The organism is Xenophilus sp. Marseille-Q4582, assembly GCF_916700565.1.
GTDB lineage: Bacteria > Pseudomonadota > Gammaproteobacteria > Burkholderiales > Burkholderiaceae_C > Xenophilus.
On the sequence record NZ_CAKAKO010000004.1, the window covers coordinates 543,285 to 563,736 of the forward strand.

Genomic DNA, 20,452 nt, shown 5'->3' on the forward strand with positions numbered 1-20,452 from the left:
CCCTTCTTTCTCTGTGGCGCCCCGGTGGGCCCGGCCTCAGCCCTCGCGGCGCAGGGCCGGGAACAGGATCACGTCGCGGATGCTCGGCGAATCGGTCAGCAGCATCATGAGGCGGTCGATGCCGATGCCGCAGCCGCCGGTGGGGGGCATGCCGTATTCCAGCGCACGCACGAAGTCGTGGTCGAAGTACATGGCTTCGTCGTCGCCGCTGTCCTTGGCTTGCACCTGCGCGTTGAAGCGCGCGGCCTGGTCCTCGGCGTCGTTGAGTTCGGAAAAGCCGTTGCCGAACTCGCGGCCCGTGATGTAGAGCTCGAAGCGCTCGGTGACCTCGGGGCGCTCGTCGTTGGCGCGTGCCAGCGGCGAGATCTCGGTCGGATGCTCCATGATGAAGGTCGGCTGCCACAGCTTCTCTTCCACGGTTTCCTCGAAGTACATCACCTGCAGGCTGGCCAGGCTGCGTTGGGCGAGCTTGTCCTTCTCTTCCGACAAGCCCAGCTTGCGCAGCGCGTTGACGAGCCAGGTGCTGTCGTCCACGCTCGCGCCCGCGTCGGTGTGCCGGAGGATCGCCTCACGGATCGTCAGGCGCTCGAAGGGCTGGGACAGGTCCACCGCCTTGCCCTGGTAGGTGAGCTGCAGCGAGCCGGCCGTCTTCTGCGCGATGGTGCGGATCAGCGTCTCGGTGAAGTCCATCAGGTCGCGGTAGTTCCACCACGCCGCGTAGAACTCCATCATCGTGAACTCGGGGTTGTGGCGCACCGAGATGCCTTCGTTGCGGTAGCTGCGGTTGATCTCGAACACGCGCTCGAAGCCGCCCACGATCAGCCGCTTGAGGTAGAGCTCGGGCGCGATGCGCAGGAACATCTCCTGGTCCAGCGCGTTGTGGTGGGTGACGAAGGGCTTGGCATTCGCACCGCCCGGGATGGGGTGCAGCATGGGCGTCTCGACTTCCAGGAAGCCGTGCTCGACCATGAATTCACGGATGCCGCTCACGGCCTTGCTGCGTGCGGCGAAGCGGGCACGCGCCGATTCATCGGTGATCAGGTCCACATAGCGCTGGCGGTACTTCTGCTCCTGGTCGGCCATGCCGTGGAACTTGTCGGGCAGCGGGCGCAGGCTCTTGGTCAGCAGGCGCAGCGACGTGACCTTGATCGACAGCTCGCCGGTCTTGGTCTTCATGAGGGTGCCTTCGGCGCCCACGATGTCGCCCAGGTCCCACTTCTTGAAGTCGGCATAAAGCTCATCGCCCAGCGCGTCGCGCGTCACGTACAGCTGGATGCGGCCGGTGGCGTCCTGCACGGTGGCGAAGCTGGCCTTGCCCATCACGCGCTTGAGCATCATGCGGCCGCCCACGCTGGTGGTGACGGGTTGGGCTTCCAGCGCTTCGGCCGCCGTCTCGCCGTGCGCGGCCAGCAGGGCGGCGGCGCGGTCGGCGGGCTTGAAGTCGTTCGGGAAGGCCACGCCCTTGCCCTCGGCCTGTGCGGCGCGCAGGCCCTTGAGCTTCTCCCGCCGCTCGGCGATCAGCTGGTTGTCATCGGTGGCGGGCAGGGCGGAAGCGGTGGTGTCGGACATGAGATGAGCCAAAGACAAAAGCCGCGCAGGGAGCGCGGCGATGCCTGGATTTTAGTGGGCGCGACTGCGGGGCCGGCGCCTGGCCGGTCTCAGCCGCTGGCGATGCCGGTGCGCGCGAGCAGGTCGCTGACCAGTTCCAGCCGCACCAGCGGGCTGTCGAGTTCCAGCAGGCGCTGGCGCAGTTCGGCCTGGACCGGCAGCAGCTCGCACCAGCGGTTGGCGACCCAGGCGCCATCGTCGAAGCGATGGGGCAGGCCCACCGGCAGCCGCGGCACGGGAGCACCCGCCGCGGCCTGCTGGTCGTGCCGCGCCTGCAGGGCCTGCACCAGGCGTTCGAGCGCCTGCGCCGTGTGCTGCAGATCGGGCGGAATGGCCAGCGGCGGCTCGTCGGACAGGGTTTCGACCTGCGCTGTCCACAGGCTGTTTTTCTGCTGGCTGCGGCTGTGGATGCGAAAGCGCTGGCTGCCTTCGCATTCGATGAGCAGCAGCCCCGGCTGCGGCTTGTCCAGCCGCGTGATGCGCGCCAGCGTGCCGATGTGGGCAAACTGCTCGATCTCGGCGCCGGGCAGGCGCACTTCGGCGCCTTGGGTGAGGCTGACCACGCCGAAGGGCTGCCCGGTGCGGTGGCATTCGCCGATCATGGCCAGATAGCGCAGCTCGAACACGCGCAGCGACAGCAGGCCCTGCGGAAACAGCGTGGTGCCCAGCGGAAACAGCGGCAGGACGGCGTGGGAGGCGTGGGGGGATGGGGCGGTCATGGCAGGGGTGGCTGGCTATCATCGCACTCCCGTTGCCTGCCCGCCGCCGATGCTCTATCAGATCCCTTCTTTCCTCCTGGATGTGATCACCGGACTGCTGGGCGGCGCCTGCCTGCTGCGGCTGTACATGCAGTATCACCGCGTACCCTTCGGCAACCCGGTGGGCCGCTTCCTCTTTGCGCTCACGGACTGGATCGTGATGCCGTTGCGCCGCATCGTGCCCGCCGTGCGCCGCTGGGACCTGGCCAGCGCCGTGGCCGCCTGGCTGCTGGTAATGATGAAGTACCTGCTGCTGATGCTGCTGGTGGGCAGCCTGCGCCCGGCCATCCTGCCACTGCTGTCGCTGTTCGGCCTGCTGCAGCTCACGGTGTCGGGCCTGACGGCGCTGTTGGTCGTCTATGCGGTGCTGTCCTGGGTGCCCGGCGCCTCGCCGCTGCTCAAGGATCTGATCGACCGCTTGGCCGATCCGCTGGTGCGCCCGCTGCGCCGCTTCATTCCCCTGGTCGGCGGCGTCGACCTGTCGCCACTGGCCGCCATCGTGCTGCTGCAGGTGGGCGCGATCGTGATCGGCAACCTGCTGACGGGCGTGTATTCGCTGGGGCGCTGACAGGCGCCGGCCCGATGCGATGCAAAAGAAAGCGGCGCCCGAGGGCGCCGCTTTCTGTTCTGGCCTGGTGGATGGCGCGGGGCGGGGGACGGCCGCTCAGCTCACCGCATCGGCGGGCTGGCGCGTCAGCATGGCCAGGATGCTGGCGATGGTCTTGCGCAGCTCGCGGCGGTCGCTGATGAAGTCGACGGCGCCCTTTTCCTGCAGGAACTCGGCGCGCTGGAAACCTTCTGGCAGTTTCACGCGCACGGTGGACTCGATCACGCGCGGGCCGGCAAAGCCGATCAGCGCCTTGGGCTCGGCGATCACCACGTCGCCCACGAAGGCGAAGCCGGCCGAGACGCCGCCCATGGTCGGGTCGGTCAGCACGCTGATGTAGGGCAGGCCCTTCTTGGCCAGGCGCGTGAGCGCGGCATTGGTCTTGGCCATCTGCATCAGCGACAGCAGGCCCTCCTGCATGCGCGCGCCGCCGGTGGCGGTGAAGCAGATGAAAGGCACCTTCTGCTCGATGGCGGTTTCGACCCCGCGCACGAAGCGCTCGCCGACCACGCTGCCCATGGAGCCGCCCATGAAGTCGAACTCGAAGCAGGCGGCGACCACGCTGATGCTGTGCACGCAGCCGCCCATCACGACCAGCGCATCGGTCTCGCCCGTGGATTCCAGGGCTTCCTTCAGGCGCTCGGGGTACTTGCGGCTGTCCTTGAACTTCAGCGCGTCGACCGGCAGCACTTCCTGCCCGATCTCGTAGCGGCCTTCGGCGTCGAGGAAGGCATCGAGCCGCTCGCGCGCGCCGATGCGGTGGTGGTGGCTGCAGTGCGGGCAGACGTTCTGGTTCTGCTCCAGGTCGGTCTTGTAGAGCACCGTCTCGCAGCTGGGGCACTTGATCCACAGACCTTCGGGCACCTGGCGGCGGTCCGTCGGATTGGTCTGGGCGATCTTGGGAGGGAGCAGTTTTTCGAGCCAGCTCATGGATGCGTTGCCTTGGGTGGGGAAGCGGGCAGGCCGGCCGGGCCGGCTGCCTGCCGAGCGCGCGGCGGGCCGGAGCCGCCGCGCGGGCAGAGGGGCGATTATCCGCCAGCCGGCGACCGGCGAGCCGCCGCGCCCCTGGGCGCCGGTTCAGCGGGGCAGGGCGTCGAGCGCGCGGCGGATGCCGCCGAGGAACTCCGCCGCCGCCGGCACCACGGCTTCGCGCGGCACGCCCTCGATCAGCTGGATCAGCCGCGTGCCGATCACCACCGCATCGGCCGACGCGCCCACGGCCTGGGCCGAAGCCGCATCGCGGATGCCGAAGCCCACGCCCACCGGCACGCTCACGTGGCTGCGGATGCGCGGGATCATGCGGCTCACTGCCTCGGTGTCCAGGTGCCCTGCGCCGGTCACGCCCTTGAGCGAGACGTAGTAGACATAGCCGCTGGCGATGCGCGCGACCTGCGCCATGCGCGCGTCGGTGCTGGTGGGCGCGAGCAGGAAGATCAGGTCCATGCCGTGCGCGCGCAGCGCGGCGGCGAAGTCCTCGCATTCCTCGGGCGGGTAATCCACAATCAGCACGCCGTCCACGCCCGCGCTGGCCGCATCACGCACGAAGGCGCCGGCGCCGTGCTTCTGGTCGTAGCGTTCCACCGGGTTGGCATAGCCCATCAGCACCACGGGCGTGCGATCGTCCTGCTGGCGGAAGGCGGCGACCATGGCCAGCACCTGTGTCATGCCGACGCCCTGCGCGAGCGCGGCTTCACCGGCCTTCTGGATCACCGGGCCGTCGGCCATGGGGTCGGAGAAGGGCACGCCGAGTTCGATCACGTCGGCGCCGGCGGCGGCCATGCCGTGCATCAGCGCGGGTGTGATGTCGGCGAAGGGGAAGCCGGCGGTGACGTAGGGGATCAGGGCCTTGCGGCCTTCGGCCTTGAGCCGTTCGAAGGTGGTGGCGATGCGGGTCATGCCTTGCCTCCCTTCACGGCCAGGCCGCGCATCGACGGACGGTCGTAGAAATCCACACCGGACAGGTCGGCCACGGTGCCGATGTCCTTGTCGCCCCGGCCCGAGAGGTTGACCAGGATCGACTGGTCGGGCCGCATGGTCTTCGCAAGCTTGAGCGCATAGGCCACCGCATGGCTGGATTCCAGCGCCGGAATGATGCCTTCGGCGCGGCACAGGTGGTGGAAGGCGGCCAGGGCCTCGTCATCGGTGATCCCGACGTACTCGGCACGCCGGATGTCGGCCAGGTATGCATGCTCGGGCCCCACGCCGGGATAGTCCAGGCCGGCGCTGATGCTGTGCGTCTCGGTGATCTGGCCGTCGTCGTTCTGCAGGATGTAGGTGCGGTTGCCATGCAGCACGCCGGCACTGCCGCGCTGGATGGACGCGGAATGCTTGCCGCTGTCCAGGCCCTGGCCGGCCGCCTCCACGCCCACCAGCTTCACGCCGGGGAAGGGGATGTAGGGGTGGAAGATGCCCATCGCGTTGCTGCCGCCGCCCACGCAGGCCACGACGACGTCGGGCTGGCGGCCCTCGGCCTCGCCGACGATGCCCTGCGCCGCCAGCATGGCCGGCATCTGTTCGATGCATTCCAGGCCGATCACGCGCTGGAAGTCACGCACCATCATCGGGTAGGGGTGCGGGCCGGCCACGGTGCCGATGATGTAGAAGGTGTTCTCGACATTGGTCACCCAGTCGCGCATCGCTTCGTTGAGCGCGTCCTTGAGCGTGCGGCTGCCCGATTCGACGGGCACCACCGTGGCGCCCAGCAGGTTCATGCGGTAGACGTTGGGGCTCTGGCGCTTGACGTCCTCGGCGCCCATGTAGACCACGCACTCCAGGCCGTAGCGCGCGCAGATGGTGGCCGTGGCCACGCCGTGCTGGCCGGCGCCGGTCTCGGCGATCACGCGCGGCTTGCCCATGCGGCGCGCGAGCATCGCCTGGCCGATCACGTTGTTGATCTTGTGCGCGCCGGTGTGGTTGAGGTCCTCGCGCTTGAGGTAGATCTGCGCGCCGCCGATCTCGCGGCTGGTGCGCGCGGCGTGGTAGATCGGCGAGGGCCGGCCCACGAAATGCTTGAGCTCATCCGCGAACTCGGCCAGGAACTCGGGGTCGTTCCGGTAGCGCGCGTAGGCTTCGCGCAGCTCGGCGATGGCGTGCGTCAGCGTCTCGCTGGCGAAGGTGCCGCCGTAAGGACCGAAATGGCCGGCGGCATCGGGGAAGTCATAAGAAAGGGACATGCGTTCTCCGGGGATCGCGGGCGGCGCGCCGGGGCGCGGGTCCGCAAAGGGCGGGAGCCGCGAATCAATCGGGTCAGGTGCAGGAGCCGGGTGGCCGCCGCCGGCCGCAGTCAGGGCCGGGGATTCAGGCCGGGTTGTCGGCTGCACGCACCGCCGCGATGAATTCGCGGATCTTGCCGGCGTCCTTGATGCCCTTGGAGGCCTCGACGCCGGAGCTCACGTCAACGGACAGCGACTTCGCGCCAGCCCGCAACGTGCGCAGCGCACGCAGGCCATCGCCCACACTTGCAGGTGTGAGTCCACCACTCAAGACGAGGTGAGCGTCGACGGCGCGTGGAAGGAGTGACCAATCGAATGCCTTGCCGCCGCCGCCATAGCCGTCGACCTGGGCGTCGAGCAGGATGGCGTGGGCGCGAGAGAACAGTGCCGCGTAGTGTACGAGGTCGAAGCCGGCCCCGGCCTCGCCCAGGGGAATGCGGGCCGCCCGCATGAAGCGGTGCCGGCCTTCGCCGCTGGCGCGCCAGCATTGCTCGGGCGTCTCGTCGCCATGGAACTGGGCCAGTGCGCCCGGCACTGCGGCCAGGGCCTGCTGCACGGCCTCGGGCGCCTCGTTCACGAACAGCAGCACGGGCGTCACGAAAGGCGGCAGACGCCGGGCGAGTTCGGCGGCGCGCGCAGGGGTCACGGCGCGCGGGCTCCGGGCGTAGAGCACGAAGCCCAGTGCGTCCGCGCCGGCGGCCACTGCCGCGTCCACGTCCTGCTCGCGCGTCAGGCCGCAGATCTTGACGCGCGTGCGTGCGGCGTGCGCCTCGGCGGCGGTGGGGCGCTTGTCCTTCATGGCGGTCCATCATACGAAGCACCGCCCGCACCCAGCGTCACTTCGGCCGGAAGACCCCAATGCGGCTCGTAGAGCGGGCCCAGGAAGTACAGGCCGTCGGCCGAGAAGGTGGGTGCCGCGCGCTCGCGGCTGCGCGCGTCGCGCACCTCGCGCACCCAGTCGGGCGGCGCGTGGCCCTGGCCCACGCGCACCAGGCAGCCCATGAGGTTGCGGATCATGTGGTGCAGGAAGGCGTCGGCCTCGAACTCGAAATGCCAGCGGCAGCGCGGGCCGTCGCCGACGCGCGTGATCGTGATGCGGCGCAGGTCCTTGATGGGCGAGCGCGCCTGGCAGGCGGACGCGCGGAAGGAACTGAAGTCATGCGTGCCCAGCAGATGCCGGGTGGCGGCCCGCATGGCGTCGCCGTCCAGTTCGTGCATGGACCAGCCGACGCGGCCGCTGTCCAGGCTGGGCCGCACGGGCGACTGCGCCAGCACGTAGAGGTAGCGGCGCGCGCGGGCGCTGGCGCGGCAGTGGAACGCGGGCGGCACCTCCTGCGCCCATTGCACGGCGATGTCGTCGGGCAGGAAGCGGTTGGGGCCACGCACCCACGAAAAGGGGGCGCGGGCGATGTCGGTGTCGAAATGCACCACCTGCATCCAGCCATGGACACCCGCATCGGTGCGACCGGCGCACAAGGTGCCGATGCGCGGCTGCGCCGTGAACTGGCCCAGGGCCCGCTCCAGTTTGTCCTGCACCGTGCGGCCCGAGGGCTGGCTCTGCCAGCCGTCGTAGGCCTGGCCGTTGTAGCGAACGCCCAGGGCTATGCGCATGGGCGGGGCTCCGGGAAGAAATCGATCAAGAAAGAGTCCCCAACGAAAAAAGGCGGCCCGCAGGCCGCCCCGAGTGTGGCATGCGCCCGCGGCGGGCTCAGCGCAGTTCGCCCAGCAACTGCTGCGCCTGCGTGCGCAATTCGCCGCTGCTCTCGCTCACCACTTCTTCCAGCAGCGAGCGCGCGCCCTCGGCATCGCCCAAGGCATGCAGTTCGCGCGCCAGCGACAGCTTGATCGCATGCGGGCTTTCACCGCCCGCCGGCCCATCCAGCGCGGCGTCGCGCGTGGCTTCCAGCGGGTTCGGCCGTGTGTCGCCGCCTTCGCGCAGGCCCGACATGGCGGTCATGTCGAACTCGATGAAGCCCGAATCGCCCGGCAGGCCCGCGTGCAGCGTGGCTGGGTGCGTGCGGTCGGTGTCGCGGGGCGCATCCAGGCTGTCCAGGCGCGACAGGGCATGGAGTTCGCCCGGCGCTGTCTCGAAGTCGTTGTCCAGCGGGTCGTGGTCCAGCAGCGGCGAGCGCGCGGTCGGCGCATAGGACGCGGCGGGCGGCGTGGCGCGCGGCGCCTCGTAGGCGGGCGGTGGCACAGCCGCCGGCGGCTCCATGGCCGGGGCGCTGAAGGCCGGTGCCGGGGCAGGCGGCGATGTGGGCGCGGGTGCCGGCGCGGCGCTCAGCGGGGCCGGCTTGCTCAGGTCCAGGTCGAAATCCAGCGGCGCCACCGAGGGCACGAAGGGCTGGGGCGGCTCGGCGGGAGGCGGGGGCGCCGCCAGGGCGGCCGCCGTCGTCGCGGTCGCCGCAGCGGCGCCGGCGGCCGCCAGCGGCACCGTCTTCTCGGTGTCCAGCACCGCAGCGCTGCCCTGGTACAGCGGGTTGCCCGGGTCCAGTTCGCGGCCCATGTCGATGACACGGCTCCAGTCGGCGCCGCTGCCGCCGGTCAGCTTGCGCACGTCATTGGCCAGCATTTCGAAGGCCCGCAGGTCGCGCCGCTTGGCATGGATTTCCAGCAGCTTGAGGTGGATGGCCGTGCGCTCGGGCGTGGTGCGCAGCGCCTCGCGCAGGATTTCCTCGGCCTGCAGGTCGCGGCCGTAGGCCAGGTACACGTCGGCTTCGGCGACCGGATCCACGTCGCCGGCGTCCAACTGGCTGGGTGAGTACGACAGCGAGGAGGCAACCGAGCTGTTGCGGCTGCTGTTCGTGTCCACCGATTCGCCACCCGTGGCGCCGAAGAAGGAGTCCTTGGGCAGCTTGCTTTCGGGGAACACGCTGTCGACCACGTCGGCCTTCTTGCGGCCGCGCAGGCGATAGGCGAGAAAGCCCAGCAGCAGCAGCGCGATGGCGCCGCCGGCCGGGATGAGGGGGTTCTCGAGCAACTGGTCGAGCAGGCTGGGTTGCGGTGGCGGCGGGGCGGTGCCGGGCGCGGGCGCGGCGCGGGGGCCGGCGCAGCTGCCGCTGCAGGCGCGGTCGTGCCGTCCGCCGCAGTCACTGCAGGCGCGGAAGCGGGGGCGGGCGAGGGGCCGGCGCATCGGCGTTGGCGGTCGGAGCGGCCGTGGGCGCAGCCGGGGCAGCGACGGGCGGGGCCGCCTGGATCGTCGGTCCCGGCACGGCGGCTGCCGGCGCGGCGGCGGGGCCGGCGGGCGCAGCAGCGCCTGCGGCTGGCGCGGGGGCCGCGGCAGCGGGCGCCGGTGCGGGTGCCACAGTGGGCGCCGGCGTGGCCGCGGTGGCCGCGGTGGCCGCAGGGGCGGCGGATGCGGCCGCGCCGCGCGCTGCGGCCGGTGCCGACGCGGCGGGTGCGGCTGCCGGCGCCGCGGACGCGCTGGCGCCCTGGATGCGGTTCAGTTCGTCGATGTTGCGCTGCAGCTCACCCACGCGCGCCGAGGATTCCTCCGCCTGGCGGGTCTGGGCGATGCGCTCTTCCGCGCGGGCCGCAGCGCCACCCTGGGCGATGGTCAGGCGGTCCGGCGAAGCGGCGTTGGCGTTGCGCTCCTGCACATTGGCCTGCAGGCGGCCCGAGGCCTGGCGGTCGGCCGCGGCGACCTGCGAAGTCGGGGCGTTCTCGGCCAGGCGCCGGCGGTACTGGGAGAAGTCGCGGCTCTGGGCGACCACCGTGCGGCGCGCCTCGGCGGCCGGGGTGGCCGCCGCTTCGCTCGCGCTGGGCATCTGCAGCACGGCACCCGCCCTCATGCGGTTGACGTTGCCGCCGATGAAGGCGTCCGGATTGGCGCGCAGCAGCGCCACCAGCATCTGGTCCAGCGACACGTCGGCGGGCTTGTGGGCCGCGGCGATGCGGCCTGCGGTGTCCCCGCGCTGGACCGTGATCTGCTGGCCGCCCCCGCCCGCACTTTCGGTGCGCACCGGCGCCGCGGCGGGGGCCGTGGCCTGCGGGAGCGGCGCGCGTGGCGCAGGCGCGGCGCTCACGGCGGGCGGCGCGGCGGTCACGCGCGGCTGCGGGTTGACGATCTGCGGCGCGGTGGGCGCCACCGGCGCGGCCGCCTGGCGGGTGCTGCTCGGAGGGTCGAGCAGCAAGGTGTAATCGCGCACGATCCGCCCGCTGGCCCAATTGGCCTCCAGCAGCAGATCGACGAAAGGCTCGCTCATCGGCCGCGTGCCGGCCAGCCGGACCACGTAGCGGCCGTCGGCGCGCCGCTGCAAGGTGGTCTGCACATGGGCCAGGGCGTCGTTGTAGCTCACGCCGGCCGCCTGGAAGGCGGCGCGCGGCGCCAGGTTGATCCGCAGGCCTTCCGCCTCTCCCGGGCCGATCTCGCTGACCTCGACTTCGGCCCGCAGCGGCTCGCCAAGCGCCGACTGCACGTTCAGGCGGCCCAGCGTCAGCGCATCGGCGTCCGTCGCGGCAAAACCCAGGGCCAGGGCGGCCGCCACGCTGAGTGCGGAAAGGGGGCTCAGGAGGGACGAGCCCGGCTGCGGCACGGCACGGGGCGAAAGACGACGGCCAGCCTTCGGGCGGCTCGCGAACGGCGGTGTTCTGGTCATGCTGGAAGGGGCACGGCGCCCGGAAATGTAAGAGGACGTTAACACCATCTTGCCAGAAATAACAAGGCAAGCGGCGTTTTGTCCCAGTGCGTGCCAACTTCGGCAGGGTTCGGTCGTTGCTGCATCGCAACGACCGCGCCTCCTGCACGGTGCTTCAAGCGGGATCAGTCCGCCAAAAGGATGCGCAGCATCCGGCGCAGCGGCTCGGCTGCGCCCCACAGCAACTGGTCGCCGATGGTAAACGCGCCCAGGTATTCGGGGCCCATCGCCAGCTTGCGGATGCGGCCGACCGGGATGGTCATGGTGCCGGTCACGGCCACGGGCGTCAGGTCGGCCAGCGTGGCCTCGCGCGTGTTCGGCACCACCTTCACCCATTCGTTGTCGGCGGCGATCAGGGCTTCGATGTCGGCCACGGGCACATCCTTCTTCAGCTTGAAGGTCAGCGCCTGGCTGTGGCAGCGCATGGCGCCCACGCGCACGCAGAAGCCGTCCACCGGCACCGCAGGGGAGCCGAAGCTTTCGCCCTGGCCCAGGATCTTGTTGGTCTCGGCCATGCCCTTCCACTCTTCCTTGGACATGCCGTTGCCCAGGTCCTTGTCGATCCAGGGAATCAGCGAGCCGCCCAGCGGCACGCCGAAGTTGGCCGTTTCGGTGCCCGACAGGCTGCGCTGCTTCTCGATGACCTTGCGGTCGATCTCGAGGATGGCGCTCTTGGGATCGTCAAGCAGGGCGCGCACTTCGGCGTTCAGCGTGCCGTACTGCGTCAGCAGCTCGCGCATGTGCTGGGCGCCGCCGCCGCTGGCGGCCTGGTAGGTCTGGGTGCTCATCCACTCGACCAGGCCGGCCTTGTAGAGCGCGCCCACGCCCATCAGCATGCAGCTCACGGTGCAATTGCCGCCGATCCAGTTGCGCCCGCCCTTGGCCAGCGCGTCCTTGATCACGGGCATGTTGACCGGATCGAGCACGATGACGGCGTCGTCCTTCATGCGCAGCGAAGAGGCGGCGTCGATCCAATGGCCCTTCCAGCCCGCGGCGCGCAGCTTGGGGAACACCTCGTTGGTGTAGTCGCCGCCCTGGGCCGTGATGATGATCTCGCAGCGCTGGAGCTGCGCGATGTCGAACGCATCCTGCAGCGTGGTCTCGTTCTTCGCCTGGGCCGGGGCCTTGCCGCCGGCGTTGGAGGTGGAGAAGAACAGCGGCTCGATGAGGTCGAAATCCTTCTCGGCCGCCATGCGGTCCATGAGGACGGAGCCGACCATGCCGCGCCAGCCGACCAGACCTACCAACTTGCTCATTTCAATGCCCTTTCAGTGTCTACCAGTCAAAAAATGGAGAGACCGCGCCGAAGGGGCTGCCCGCCTGGCTCGTCCGAGGGCCAGGGGGAGGCACGCGCGACGAACCAGGCTGGGTCAGCCCTTAATGATCGTCGTGGTTTTGGTGATGGATGCGCGCGCGGCTGCACCGGCCGAAGCGGTTGCAGGCGTGTTCAGGGTGAACGAGCGGGCGGCAAACATGGGCTGCAATTGTAGCGCCAGGAATTGGAGCGCGGGTGCGGCCTCGCGTTGCAGCTGGGCCATCGGCAGATTGAGGCGGCGATGTACGGTGATGTGTGGGCCCTGGGCGGCTGCGGCGCTGCGGGACAATCGCCGCCATGCCCGCCACCCCACCCGAGGTCGATTCTTGAGCACCCGCGCCACCCGTCTGCTGCGTCTGCTCGACCAGCTGCATCGCCGCCGCCGCCCCATCGCCGGTGCGCGGCTGGCCGAGTCGCTGGGCGTGAGCCTGCGCACGCTCTACCGCGATGTCGAGGCGCTGCGTGCGCAAGGTGCTGCCATCGCGGGCGACCCCGGGGTGGGCTACATGCTGCGGCCCGGCTTCATGCTGCCGCCACTGATGTTCTCCCCCGACGAACTCGAAGCCCTGGTGCTGGGCGCGCGCTGGGTCGCCAGTCATGCCGACCCGGCGCTGGCCGCCGCCGCGCAGCAGGCGGTGGGCCGCGTGGTCGGCGTGCTGCCCGAAACGCTGCGCCTGCAGGTGGAAACCAGCGGGCTCTTCGCGCCGCTGTGGCAGCGTGCGGCGCCTGCGCCCGAACCCTGGCTGGCGATGCTGCGCAACGCGATCCGCGACGAACAGGTGCTGCAACTGCACTACCGCGATGCCGACGGCAGCGCCAGCCGGCGCGAAATCTGGCCGTTCGCGATGGCCTTTCTGTCCGACAAGCGCCTGCTCGCGGCCTGGTGCGAACTGCGCCAGGACTTTCGCCACTTCCGGGCCGACCGCGTGCTGGCGCTGCGGGACGGCGGCAGGCGCTACCCGCAGCGCCGGCACGAACTGCTGCGCCGCTGGCGCGCACATTGCCTGTCGCAGCCCGGCGATGGGGCCTGAGCGGCCCCGGATCGACTGCTGACAGAGGGTGTCAGCAGGGCGGTCGCAGACTGCAAGCCTTCCAACGCAATGAAAGGCGATCCATGTCCGACACCCTGACTCTTTACACCCACCCCCTGTCGCGCGCCCGCATCACCCGCTGGATGCTGGAGGAGACCGGCCTGCCGTACGAAGAGGTCCTGTTGCAGTTCGGCAGCACGATGAAGGCGCCGGAGTACGTCGCCCTCAACCCCATGGGCAAGGTGCCGGCGCTCAAGCACGGCGACACGGTGATCACCGAGAACGCCGCCATCTGTGCCTATCTGGCCGAACTGGTCCCCGACCTTGGCCTCGCGCCTCCGATTGGCAGCGCAGCGCGCGGCGCCTACTACCGCTGGATGTTCTTCCTGGCTGGGCCGGTGGAAGCGCTGTTCACCGCCAAATACGCCGGCAAGCTGGCCGAGCCCCGCGCGGCGGGCTACGGCCGCGAAGACGACCTGCTGCGCACGCTGGAGCACGCCGTGGCCGGCCGCGTGCATCTGGTCGGTGACCGCTTCACCACCGCCGATTTGTACATGGCGGCGTTCCTGGGCTACTACGCGCAGATCGGCCTGCTCGACGAACGCCCAGCCTTCACGGCGTTTGTCCAGCACCATGCGGCGCGGCCGGCGGCGCTGCGCGCCACGCAGCGCGACGATGCGCTGTTGGCCTCGAGCAAGGCCTGAGATCCCCCTGGGGCCCCACGCTTGCCCGCTGTGCGAGCACCGCTCCCTCGCGGGGCGCGTCGACGGCCGCTGCCGCTGGGGCGCTGCTGAGGCCTGACACCGGACCGGCGCCACGGCACGCAGCCGGCGCCCGACGCCCGGAGTCCGCAGGGCTGCGACGGCTTTTCAGCCCAGTGCCTTCAGCACCGCATCGCCCATCTCGCGCGTGCCGACCTTAGTCGTGCCTTCACTCCAGATGTCGGGCGTGCGCAGGCCCTGGGCCAGCACCTTCTTGACGGCGTTCTCGATGCGCACGGCCGACGCTTCCTGGTTCAGCGAGAAGCGCAGCATCATCGCGGCTGACAGGATGGTGGCCAGCGGATTGGCCACGCCCTTGCCTGCGATGTCGGGCGCGCTGCCATGGCTGGGCTCGTACAGGCCCTGGCTGCTGCTGTTCAGGCTGGCCGAGGGCAGCATGCCGATGGAGCCGGTGAGCATGGAGGCTTCGTCGCTCAGGATGTCGCCGAACATGTTGCCGGTCACGATCACGTCGAAGGCCTTGGGCTTCTTCACGAGCTGCATGGCCGCGTTGTCCACGTACATGTGCTCGAGCTCGACGTCCGGGTAGTCCTTGTGCACCTCGGTGACCACGTCCTTCCAGAACTGGAAGGTCTCCAGCACGTTGGCCTTGTCGACCGAGGTCACCTTCTTGTTGCGCTTGCGGGCGGCCTCGAAGGCGACGCGCGCGATGCGCTCGACCTCGGGCTTGCTGTAGCGCATGGTGTCGAAGGCTTCCTCGGCACCGGGGAAGTGCCCGTCCGCCGCCGTGCGCCTGCCGCGCGGCTGGCCGAAGTAGATGTCGCCCGTCAGCTCGCGGATGATCAGGATGTCCAGGCCGGCCACCAGCTCGGGCTTGAGGCTGGAGGCGCCCACCAGCTGCTCGTAGCAGATGGCGGGGCGGAAGTTGGCGAACAGGCCCAGGTTCTTGCGCAGCCCCAGGATGGCCTGCTCGGGCCGCAGCGGGCGGTCCAGCGTGTCGTACTTCCAGTCGCCCACGGCGCCGAACAGGACGGCGTCGGCTTCCTTGGCCAGCTTCAGCGTGGCCTCGGGCAGCGGGTGGCCGTGGGCGTCGTAGGCGGCGCCGCCGACCAGCGCGCTTTCCATCTCGAACTTCAGGTCGAGGGCGTCGAGCACGCGGACGGCTTCCGCGACGATTTCGGTACCGATGCCGTCACCCGGCAGGACTGCGATTTTCATGTCGTTGATTCAATGTCGTGATGGAAACAGGGGTCGCGGCTCAGCCGGCCATGTGGTGGGCCAGCCAAGGCTTGGTGGCCAAGCGCTCGGCTTCGAAGGCCTGGATCTTGTCCTTGTGGCGCAGCGTCAGGCCGATGTCGTCCAGGCCGTTGAGCAGGCAGTAGCGGCGGAAGGCCTGCACCTCGAAGCCGATCTCGGCACCGTCGGGCTTGACGATCACCTGGCGCTCCAGGTCCACCGTCAGCTGGTAGCCCGGGAACGCGGCCACTTCGTCGAACAGCTGCGCGATGGTGCTTTCGGGCAGCACGATGGGCAGCAGGCCGTTCTTGAAGCTGTTGTTGAAGAAGATGTCGGCGAAGCTGGGCGCGAGGAGGGCGCGGAAGCCGAACTGGTCCAGCGCCCAGGGCGCGTGTTCGCGGCTGGAGCCGCAGCCGAAGTTCTTGCGCGCGAGCAGGATGGACGCACCCTGGTAGCGCGGCTGGTTCAGCACGAAGTCGGGGTTGGGCTTGCGGCTGGCCGGGTCCATGCCGGGCTCGCCATGGTCCAGGTAGCGCCACTCGTCGAACAGGTTCGGGCCGAAGCCGGTCTTGCGGATGGACTTGAGGAACTGCTTGGGAATGATGGCGTCGGTGTCGACGTTCTCGCGGTCCATGGGCGCGACGAGGCCCTGGTGCACGGTGAATTTCTTCATGGGATCTCTCTCTCGGTGCGCTCGCTCAGGCGAACTGGCGGATGTCGACGAAATGGCCGTGGATGGCGGCGGCGGCGGCCATGGCCGGGCTCACGAGGTGCGTGCGACCGCCGGCGCCCTGGCGGCCTTCGAAGTTTCGGTTGCTGGTGCTGGCGCAGCGCTCGCCCGGCTCCAGCCGGTCGGCGTTCATGGCCAGGCACATCGAGCAGCCCGGCTCGCGCCATTCGAAGCCCGCGGCCTTGAACACTTCGTGCAGGCCCTCGCGCTCGGCCTGGTCTTTCACCAGGCCCGAGCCCGGCACCACCATGGCCAGCTTCACGTTCTTGGCGACCTTCTGGCCCAGCTTTTTCACCACGGCCGCGGCTTCGCGCATGTCCTCGATGCGGCTGTTGGTGCAGCTGCCGATGAACACCTTGTCGATGAAGATGTCGTTGAGTGCCTTGTTGGGCTCCAGGCCCATGTAGGTGAGGGCGCGTTCGATGGCGCCGCGCTTGTTGGCGTCCTTCTCCTTGTCCGGATCGGGCACGCGTCCGTCGACGGGCAGCACCATCTCGGGCGAGGTGCCCCAGGTCACCTGCGGCTTGATCTGCGTGGCGTCCAGTTCGACCACGGTGTCGAAATGCGCACCCGGGTCGGAGTGCAGCGTCTTCCAGTAGGCCACGGCCTGGTCCCACTCGACGCCGGTGGGCGACAGCGGCCGGCCCCGCAGGTAGTCGATGGTCTTCTGGTCCACCGCCACCAGGCCCGCGCGTGCGCCGGCCTCGATGGCCATGTTGCACACGCTCATGCGGCCTTCCATGCTCAGGTCGCGGATGGCGGAGCCGGCGAACTCGATGGTGTAGCCCGTGCCGCCCGCGGTGCCGATCTGGCCGATGATGGCCAGCACGATGTCCTTGCCCGTGATGCCGGGCGCGACCTTGCCTTCGACCTTGACCAGCATGTTCTTGGCCTTCTTGGCCAGCAGGGTCTGCGTGGCCATCACGTGCTCGACCTCGCTGGTGCCGATGCCGTGCGCCAGCGCGCCGAAGGCGCCGTGCGTGCTGGTGTGGCTGTCGCCGCACACCACCGTCATGCCGGGCAGGGTGGCGCCGTTCTCGGGGCCGATCACGTGCACGATCCCCTGGCGCTTGCTCATGAACGGGAAGAAGGCCGCCGCGCCGAATTCCGCGATGTTCGCGTCCAGCGTGGTGATCTGCTCCTTGCTGATCGGATCGACGATGCCGTCGTAGCCGCGCTCCCAGCCCGTGGTGGGCGTGTTGTGGTCGGCCGTGGCGACGACCGAACTCACGCGCCACAGCTTGCGGCCGGCCTCGCGCAGGCCTTCGAAAGCCTGCGGGCTGGTCACTTCATGGACCAGGTGGCGGTCGATGTAGAGGATGGACGTGCCGTCTTCCTCGGTGTGGACGACATGTTCGTCCCAGAGCTTGTCGTAGAGCGTGCGTGCCATGGTGCTGTCTTCTTGAAGGGCTTTCGTGGGGGAAGGATTGTCGCGCGATGCGCGTCAGGCGGTGGCGGCCGAAGGGGCTTCGGCCGTGGCGGGGCTGTCGGGTGCGCGCAGGTGCTCGACCAGCGTGCGCGCGGCCACGGGCAGGGTGGAGAAATCGCGGGCCACCAGGCTGATCTGGCGTTCGGCCCAGTCGTCGGTGAGCGCCGCCGAGGTCAGCGCGCGGCCGATGCCCTCGCGCATGAGCATGAAGGCATGCAGCGGCATCACGCCCACGCCCAGGCCGTTGTCGATCATGCGGCACATGGCATCAAGGCCCGTCACGCGCATGCGCAGGCGCACGCTGCGGCCCTGGGCCAGCGCGGCCTGGTGCAAAGCGCGGTAGATCGAGCTGTTGGCGTGCAGACCCACCAGGTCGAAGTCCAGCGCCTGGGCGAAAGCCAGCTGCGGGTGCGCGGCCAGCGGATGGCCCATCGGCATCACCAGCACCAGCTGGTCATGGCGGTAGGGCAGCGTCTGCAGGCCGTGCGCCCCAGGGGTGTCGCTGGGCACGTGGCACAGGCCGAGGTCGGCCGCACCTTCCTGCACCGCGCGCATCACCTCGCTGGACAGGTGTTCTTCCAGGTCGATCTTGATGGCCGCATGGCTGCGTGCGAAGGCGCCCAGGTCTTCCGGCAGGTACTGGACGATGGCCGAGATGTTGGCGTGCACGCGCACATGGCCGCGCACGCCGTCGGCGTATTCGCTGAGCTCGCCCTGCATCTTCTCGAGGCTGTAGAGCATGGCGCGTGCGTGGTGCAGCAGGCTTTCGCCGGCCGGCGTCAGATCGACGCCGCGCGCGTGGCGGTAGAGCAGGCTGGTGCCCAGCGTGCTTTCGAGTTCCGACAGGCGCTTGCTGACCGCCGACGCCGCAATGAATTCCCGCTCCGCGGCGCGGCCGATGCTGCCCGTCTCGCACACGGCCACGAACAGCTGCAGGCTGGTCAGGTCGATGCGGCGGGCAAAACTGCGCTCGGTGGGGTTCATGGCTTCAGGCATCGCGTAGGGCGATGTTCGAGGCCGATTTTCCCTTGTAGCGGGTGGAAAAGCCATCGTGCTTGGCGATGGCTTGCGTGCTCATCCGCGAGCGATGCCGCTCTCAAGAAAAACGGACCCCGCAGGGTCCGTCTACGAAGGAGGGTGCGCCGCGCGCAGCCGCGCCCCGCCTACTGGCGCTTCTTGGCGGCGTCCTCCACCTTTTCGCCGGCCTTCTGCACGTCTTGCCCGGCACCGCGCACGGTGTTGCAGCCGGTCAGGGAGACGGCGGCCGCGAATACGACGGCCATCAGGGTGGAAAGTGTCTTCATGGTCGAGGCTCCTGAGTGGGTTCCCACAAGGGATGGGACGAGGAAGACCGTCTTCCTCTGGAGCCGAACGTACGGGCGGGGCGCGGCGCGCGGTGTCAGCCACAAGGCAAGAAAGCTGCCCGAGGGCAGCTTTCACAAGGACGGCACCCGGCGGATGCCACCGGGGGGCGTGGCCGATCAGCGCTGGGCGAGCGGCTTCACGTCGCGGGCCACGGAGCCCGTGAACAGCTGGCGCGGGCGGCCGATCTTGTACTCGGGGTCGCCGATCATCTCGTTGAGCTGGGCGATCCAGCCCACGGTGCGGGCCAGCGCGAAGATGCCGGTGAACAGGTTGACCGGGATGCCGATGGCGCGCTGCACGATGCCCGAGTAGAAGTCCACGTTCGGGTAGAGCTTGCGCGAGACGAAATACTCGTCTTCCAGGGCGATCTTCTCGAGCTGCTTGGCCAGGGCGAACAGCGGGTCCTTTTCCAGGCCCAGCTCGGTCAGCACTTCGTTGCAGGTCTCCTGCATCAGCTTGGCGCGCGGATCGTAGTTCTTGTACACGCGGTGGCCGAAGCCCATCAGCTTGACGTTGGAGTTCTTGTCCTTGACCTTCTTGATGAACTCGCCGATCTTCTCCACGCCGCCTTCCTTCTGGATGTCGTAGAGCATGTTGAGCGCCGCCTCGTTGGCGCCGCCGTGGGCCGGGCCCCACAGGCAGGCCACGCCGGCCGCGATGGCCGCGAACGGGTTCGTGCCCGAGGAGCCGCACAGGCGCACGGTGGAGGTGGAGGCGTTCTGCTCGTGGTCGGCGTGCAGGATGAAGATGCGGTCCAGTGCGCGTTCGAGCACCGGGCTGACCTTGTAGTCCTCGCACGGCACGCCAAACATCATGTGCAGGAAGTTGCCGGCGTAGCTCAGCTCGTTCTTGGGGTACATGTACGGCTGGCCGATCGTGTACTTGTAGGCCATCGCGACCAGCGTGGGCATCTTCGCGATCAGGCGGATCGCGGCGATCTCGCGGTGCTCGGGATTGTTGATGTCCGTGCTGTCGTGGTAGAAGGCCGACAGCGCGCCCACCAGGCCAGTCATGATGGCCATCGGGTGCGCGTCGCGGCGGAAGCCGCGCAGGAAGAACTGCATCTGCTCGTTGACCATCGTGTGCTTGGTCACGAGGTTGCTGAACTTCTCCTTCTCGCTGGCGTTCGGCAGTTCGCCGTTGAGCAGCAGGTAGCAGGTTTCCAGGAAGTCGCAGTTGGTGGCCAGCTGCTCGATGGGGTAGCCGCGGTACAGCAGCTCGCCCTTGTCGCCATCGATGTAGGTGATGGTGGACTGGCACGACGCCGTCGACATGAAGCCCGGGTCATAGGTGAACATGCCCGTCTGAGCGTAGAGCTTGCGGATGTCGATCACGTCGGGGCCCAGGGTGCCCTTGTAGATCGGCAGTTCCACGTTTTGCCCGCCGTTGCTGAAGGACAGGGTGGCCTTGGTGTCGGAAGCTTTCATGGCGACTTTCTCTCGGAGGTTAATGGAGGGGGGCGGAGGGCGGATGGCTTGTCGGGGGACGGTGCGCGCCTTCGGTGCGCAGGGTCTGCAGCAATGCCACCACGTCGGGGCCGGCCCACGCGGGGTCGGGCTCCTTGCGTTGCAGCAGCAGTTCCAGCAGATCGTGGTCCGACAGGTCCATCAGCGCCTCCAGGGCCCGGGCTTGACGCTGGGTCAGGCCAGATTCATGCCGCTCGAAGAAGCGGGTGATGAAGAGGTCGTTCTCCAGCAGCCCGCGGCGGCAGCGCCACTTGAGCTTGCCCAGGGCCTGCGCGCTCAGGGGCGCGTCGTCGAGGGCAGGATCGTGTTCGCTCATGACGGGCATGCGGGAGCCGA

General features: G+C 69.3%; 21 protein-coding genes. 3 read left to right on the plus strand and 18 right to left on the minus strand.

Going from position 1 to position 20,452, the window contains the following annotated elements:
* Positions 1-36 precede the first annotated feature (36 nt).
* Both lysS and LG388_RS17930 read right to left on the minus strand, forming a co-directional pair.
* On the minus strand, positions 37-1,569 hold the full coding sequence (gene lysS / locus LG388_RS17925; protein WP_225784072.1) for a lysine--tRNA ligase: 1,533 nt from the start codon (positions 1,567-1,569) through the stop codon (positions 37-39).
* A gap of 89 nt (positions 1,570-1,658) precedes the next feature.
* A complete protein-coding gene (locus tag LG388_RS17930) occupies positions 1,659-2,327 on the minus strand; it encodes an LON peptidase substrate-binding domain-containing protein (RefSeq protein ID WP_225784073.1) in 669 nt (222 codons plus the stop codon).
* A 49-nt stretch (positions 2,328-2,376) separates the two neighbouring features.
* Between LG388_RS17930 and LG388_RS17935 the strand changes: the two genes are divergently transcribed.
* Positions 2,377-2,934 carry a YggT family protein gene (locus LG388_RS17935; protein ID WP_225784074.1) on the plus strand — a complete coding sequence of 186 codons (558 nt, stop codon included), beginning with the start codon at positions 2,377-2,379 and terminating at the stop codon, positions 2,932-2,934.
* Between the two features lie 96 nt (positions 2,935-3,030).
* On the opposite strand, the gene accD is transcribed toward LG388_RS17935, so the two are convergent.
* The 9 genes from accD to LG388_RS17980 form a co-directional block, all read right to left on the minus strand.
* Positions 3,031-3,903: an acetyl-CoA carboxylase, carboxyltransferase subunit beta gene (gene accD, locus LG388_RS17940; protein WP_225784075.1), complete on the minus strand. Its 873-nt coding sequence runs from the start codon at positions 3,901-3,903 to the stop codon at positions 3,031-3,033.
* Positions 3,904-4,050: 147 nt separating this feature from the next.
* Positions 4,051-4,869, minus strand: a complete 819-nt coding sequence (trpA, locus tag LG388_RS17945; RefSeq protein ID WP_225784076.1) for a tryptophan synthase subunit alpha — start codon at positions 4,867-4,869, stop codon at positions 4,051-4,053.
* Entirely contained in the window at positions 4,866-6,146 is a 1,281-nt protein-coding gene (gene trpB / locus LG388_RS17950; protein ID WP_225784077.1) for a tryptophan synthase subunit beta, read from the minus strand. The genes trpA and trpB overlap by 4 nt, the downstream gene beginning before the upstream one ends.
* A 124-nt stretch (positions 6,147-6,270) precedes the next feature.
* Positions 6,271-6,984, minus strand: coding sequence for a phosphoribosylanthranilate isomerase (locus LG388_RS17955; protein ID WP_225784078.1), 714 nt, complete (start codon positions 6,982-6,984; stop codon positions 6,271-6,273).
* A complete protein-coding gene (gene truA, locus LG388_RS17960) occupies positions 6,981-7,796 on the minus strand; it encodes a tRNA pseudouridine(38-40) synthase TruA (RefSeq protein WP_225784079.1) in 816 nt (271 codons plus the stop codon). The genes LG388_RS17955 and truA overlap by 4 nt, the downstream gene beginning before the upstream one ends.
* Before the next feature lie 97 nt (positions 7,797-7,893).
* A complete protein-coding gene (locus tag LG388_RS17965) occupies positions 7,894-9,318 on the minus strand; it encodes a FimV/HubP family polar landmark protein (RefSeq protein ID WP_225784080.1) in 1,425 nt (474 codons plus the stop codon).
* Positions 9,275-10,672 (minus strand): FimV family protein, encoded by a 1,398-nt coding sequence (locus LG388_RS17970; protein ID WP_225784081.1) that lies wholly within the window; start codon positions 10,670-10,672, stop codon positions 9,275-9,277. The genes LG388_RS17965 and LG388_RS17970 overlap by 44 nt, the downstream gene beginning before the upstream one ends.
* Positions 10,673-10,947: 275 nt before the next feature.
* The gene (gene asd / locus LG388_RS17975; RefSeq protein ID WP_225784082.1) at positions 10,948-12,078 is read right to left on the minus strand and encodes an aspartate-semialdehyde dehydrogenase; all 1,131 of its coding nucleotides are present in this window, start codon (positions 12,076-12,078) and stop codon (positions 10,948-10,950) included.
* 114 nt (positions 12,079-12,192) lie between these two features.
* Entirely contained in the window at positions 12,193-12,360 is a 168-nt protein-coding gene (locus LG388_RS17980) for a hypothetical protein (protein ID WP_225784083.1), read from the minus strand.
* 103 nt (positions 12,361-12,463) lie between these two features.
* On the opposite strand from LG388_RS17980, the gene LG388_RS17985 reads away from it, so the two are divergent.
* Both LG388_RS17985 and LG388_RS17990 read left to right on the plus strand, forming a co-directional pair.
* Entirely contained in the window at positions 12,464-13,168 is a 705-nt protein-coding gene (locus tag LG388_RS17985) for a YafY family protein (RefSeq protein ID WP_225784084.1), read from the plus strand.
* Between the two features lie 83 nt (positions 13,169-13,251).
* Positions 13,252-13,872, plus strand: a complete 621-nt coding sequence (locus LG388_RS17990; RefSeq protein ID WP_225784085.1) for a glutathione S-transferase family protein — start codon at positions 13,252-13,254, stop codon at positions 13,870-13,872.
* Positions 13,873-14,037: 165 nt separating this feature from the next.
* Here LG388_RS17990 and leuB read toward each other — a convergent pair whose 3' ends face one another.
* The 7 genes from leuB to LG388_RS18025 form a co-directional block, all read right to left on the minus strand.
* Positions 14,038-15,108 carry a 3-isopropylmalate dehydrogenase gene (gene leuB, locus LG388_RS17995; protein WP_225784086.1) on the minus strand — a complete coding sequence of 357 codons (1,071 nt, stop codon included), beginning with the start codon at positions 15,106-15,108 and terminating at the stop codon, positions 14,038-14,040.
* A gap of 40 nt (positions 15,109-15,148) precedes the next feature.
* The gene (leuD, locus tag LG388_RS18000; RefSeq protein WP_225784087.1) at positions 15,149-15,799 is read right to left on the minus strand and encodes a 3-isopropylmalate dehydratase small subunit; all 651 of its coding nucleotides are present in this window, start codon (positions 15,797-15,799) and stop codon (positions 15,149-15,151) included.
* Positions 15,800-15,824: 25 nt separating this feature from the next.
* On the minus strand, positions 15,825-17,246 hold the full coding sequence (gene leuC, locus LG388_RS18005) for a 3-isopropylmalate dehydratase large subunit (RefSeq protein WP_225784088.1): 1,422 nt from the start codon (positions 17,244-17,246) through the stop codon (positions 15,825-15,827).
* Positions 17,247-17,300: 54 nt separating this feature from the next.
* The gene (locus LG388_RS18010; protein ID WP_225784089.1) at positions 17,301-18,269 is read right to left on the minus strand and encodes a LysR family transcriptional regulator; all 969 of its coding nucleotides are present in this window, start codon (positions 18,267-18,269) and stop codon (positions 17,301-17,303) included.
* A gap of 179 nt (positions 18,270-18,448) precedes the next feature.
* A complete protein-coding gene (locus LG388_RS18015; protein WP_225784090.1) occupies positions 18,449-18,589 on the minus strand; it encodes an entericidin A/B family lipoprotein in 141 nt (46 codons plus the stop codon).
* Between the two features lie 177 nt (positions 18,590-18,766).
* Positions 18,767-20,077: a citrate synthase gene (gene gltA, locus LG388_RS18020; protein ID WP_225784091.1), complete on the minus strand. Its 1,311-nt coding sequence runs from the start codon at positions 20,075-20,077 to the stop codon at positions 18,767-18,769.
* A 19-nt stretch (positions 20,078-20,096) separates the two neighbouring features.
* Positions 20,097-20,432, minus strand: a complete 336-nt coding sequence (locus LG388_RS18025) for a succinate dehydrogenase assembly factor 2 (RefSeq protein WP_225784092.1) — start codon at positions 20,430-20,432, stop codon at positions 20,097-20,099.
* Positions 20,433-20,452 lie beyond the last annotated feature (20 nt).

What these genes read in the sequence shown, in the direction of transcription:
- LG388_RS17935 (WP_225784074.1), top strand. Translation starts at nt 2,377, where the DNA reads ATGCTCTATCAGATCCCTTCTTTCCTCCTGGATGTGATCACCGGACTG.
- LG388_RS17990 (WP_225784085.1), top strand. Translation starts at nt 13,252, where the DNA reads ATGTCCGACACCCTGACTCTTTACACCCACCCCCTGTCGCGCGCCCGC.
- gltA (WP_225784091.1), bottom strand. Translation starts at nt 20,077, where the DNA reads ATGAAAGCTTCCGACACCAAGGCCACCCTGTCCTTCAGCAACGGCGGG.
- LG388_RS18025 (WP_225784092.1), bottom strand. Translation starts at nt 20,432, where the DNA reads ATGAGCGAACACGATCCTGCCCTCGACGACGCGCCCCTGAGCGCGCAG.
- accD (WP_225784075.1), bottom strand. Translation starts at nt 3,903, where the DNA reads ATGAGCTGGCTCGAAAAACTGCTCCCTCCCAAGATCGCCCAGACCAAT.
- LG388_RS18015 (WP_225784090.1), bottom strand. Translation starts at nt 18,589, where the DNA reads ATGAAGACACTTTCCACCCTGATGGCCGTCGTATTCGCGGCCGCCGTC.
- asd (WP_225784082.1), bottom strand. Translation starts at nt 12,078, where the DNA reads ATGAGCAAGTTGGTAGGTCTGGTCGGCTGGCGCGGCATGGTCGGCTCC.
- truA (WP_225784079.1), bottom strand. Translation starts at nt 7,796, where the DNA reads ATGCGCATAGCCCTGGGCGTTCGCTACAACGGCCAGGCCTACGACGGC.
- leuC (WP_225784088.1), bottom strand. Translation starts at nt 17,246, where the DNA reads ATGGCACGCACGCTCTACGACAAGCTCTGGGACGAACATGTCGTCCAC.
- lysS (WP_225784072.1), bottom strand. Translation starts at nt 1,569, where the DNA reads ATGTCCGACACCACCGCTTCCGCCCTGCCCGCCACCGATGACAACCAG.
- LG388_RS18010 (WP_225784089.1), bottom strand. Translation starts at nt 18,269, where the DNA reads ATGAACCCCACCGAGCGCAGTTTTGCCCGCCGCATCGACCTGACCAGC.
- LG388_RS17930 (WP_225784073.1), bottom strand. Translation starts at nt 2,327, where the DNA reads ATGACCGCCCCATCCCCCCACGCCTCCCACGCCGTCCTGCCGCTGTTT.
- LG388_RS17980 (WP_225784083.1), bottom strand. Translation starts at nt 12,360, where the DNA reads ATGGCCCAGCTGCAACGCGAGGCCGCACCCGCGCTCCAATTCCTGGCG.
- LG388_RS17955 (WP_225784078.1), bottom strand. Translation starts at nt 6,984, where the DNA reads ATGAAGGACAAGCGCCCCACCGCCGCCGAGGCGCACGCCGCACGCACG.
- trpB (WP_225784077.1), bottom strand. Translation starts at nt 6,146, where the DNA reads ATGTCCCTTTCTTATGACTTCCCCGATGCCGCCGGCCATTTCGGTCCT.
- LG388_RS17965 (WP_225784080.1), bottom strand. Translation starts at nt 9,318, where the DNA reads ATGCGCCGGCCCCTCGCCCGCCCCCGCTTCCGCGCCTGCAGTGACTGC.
- leuD (WP_225784087.1), bottom strand. Translation starts at nt 15,799, where the DNA reads ATGAAGAAATTCACCGTGCACCAGGGCCTCGTCGCGCCCATGGACCGC.
- leuB (WP_225784086.1), bottom strand. Translation starts at nt 15,108, where the DNA reads ATGAAAATCGCAGTCCTGCCGGGTGACGGCATCGGTACCGAAATCGTC.
- trpA (WP_225784076.1), bottom strand. Translation starts at nt 4,869, where the DNA reads ATGACCCGCATCGCCACCACCTTCGAACGGCTCAAGGCCGAAGGCCGC.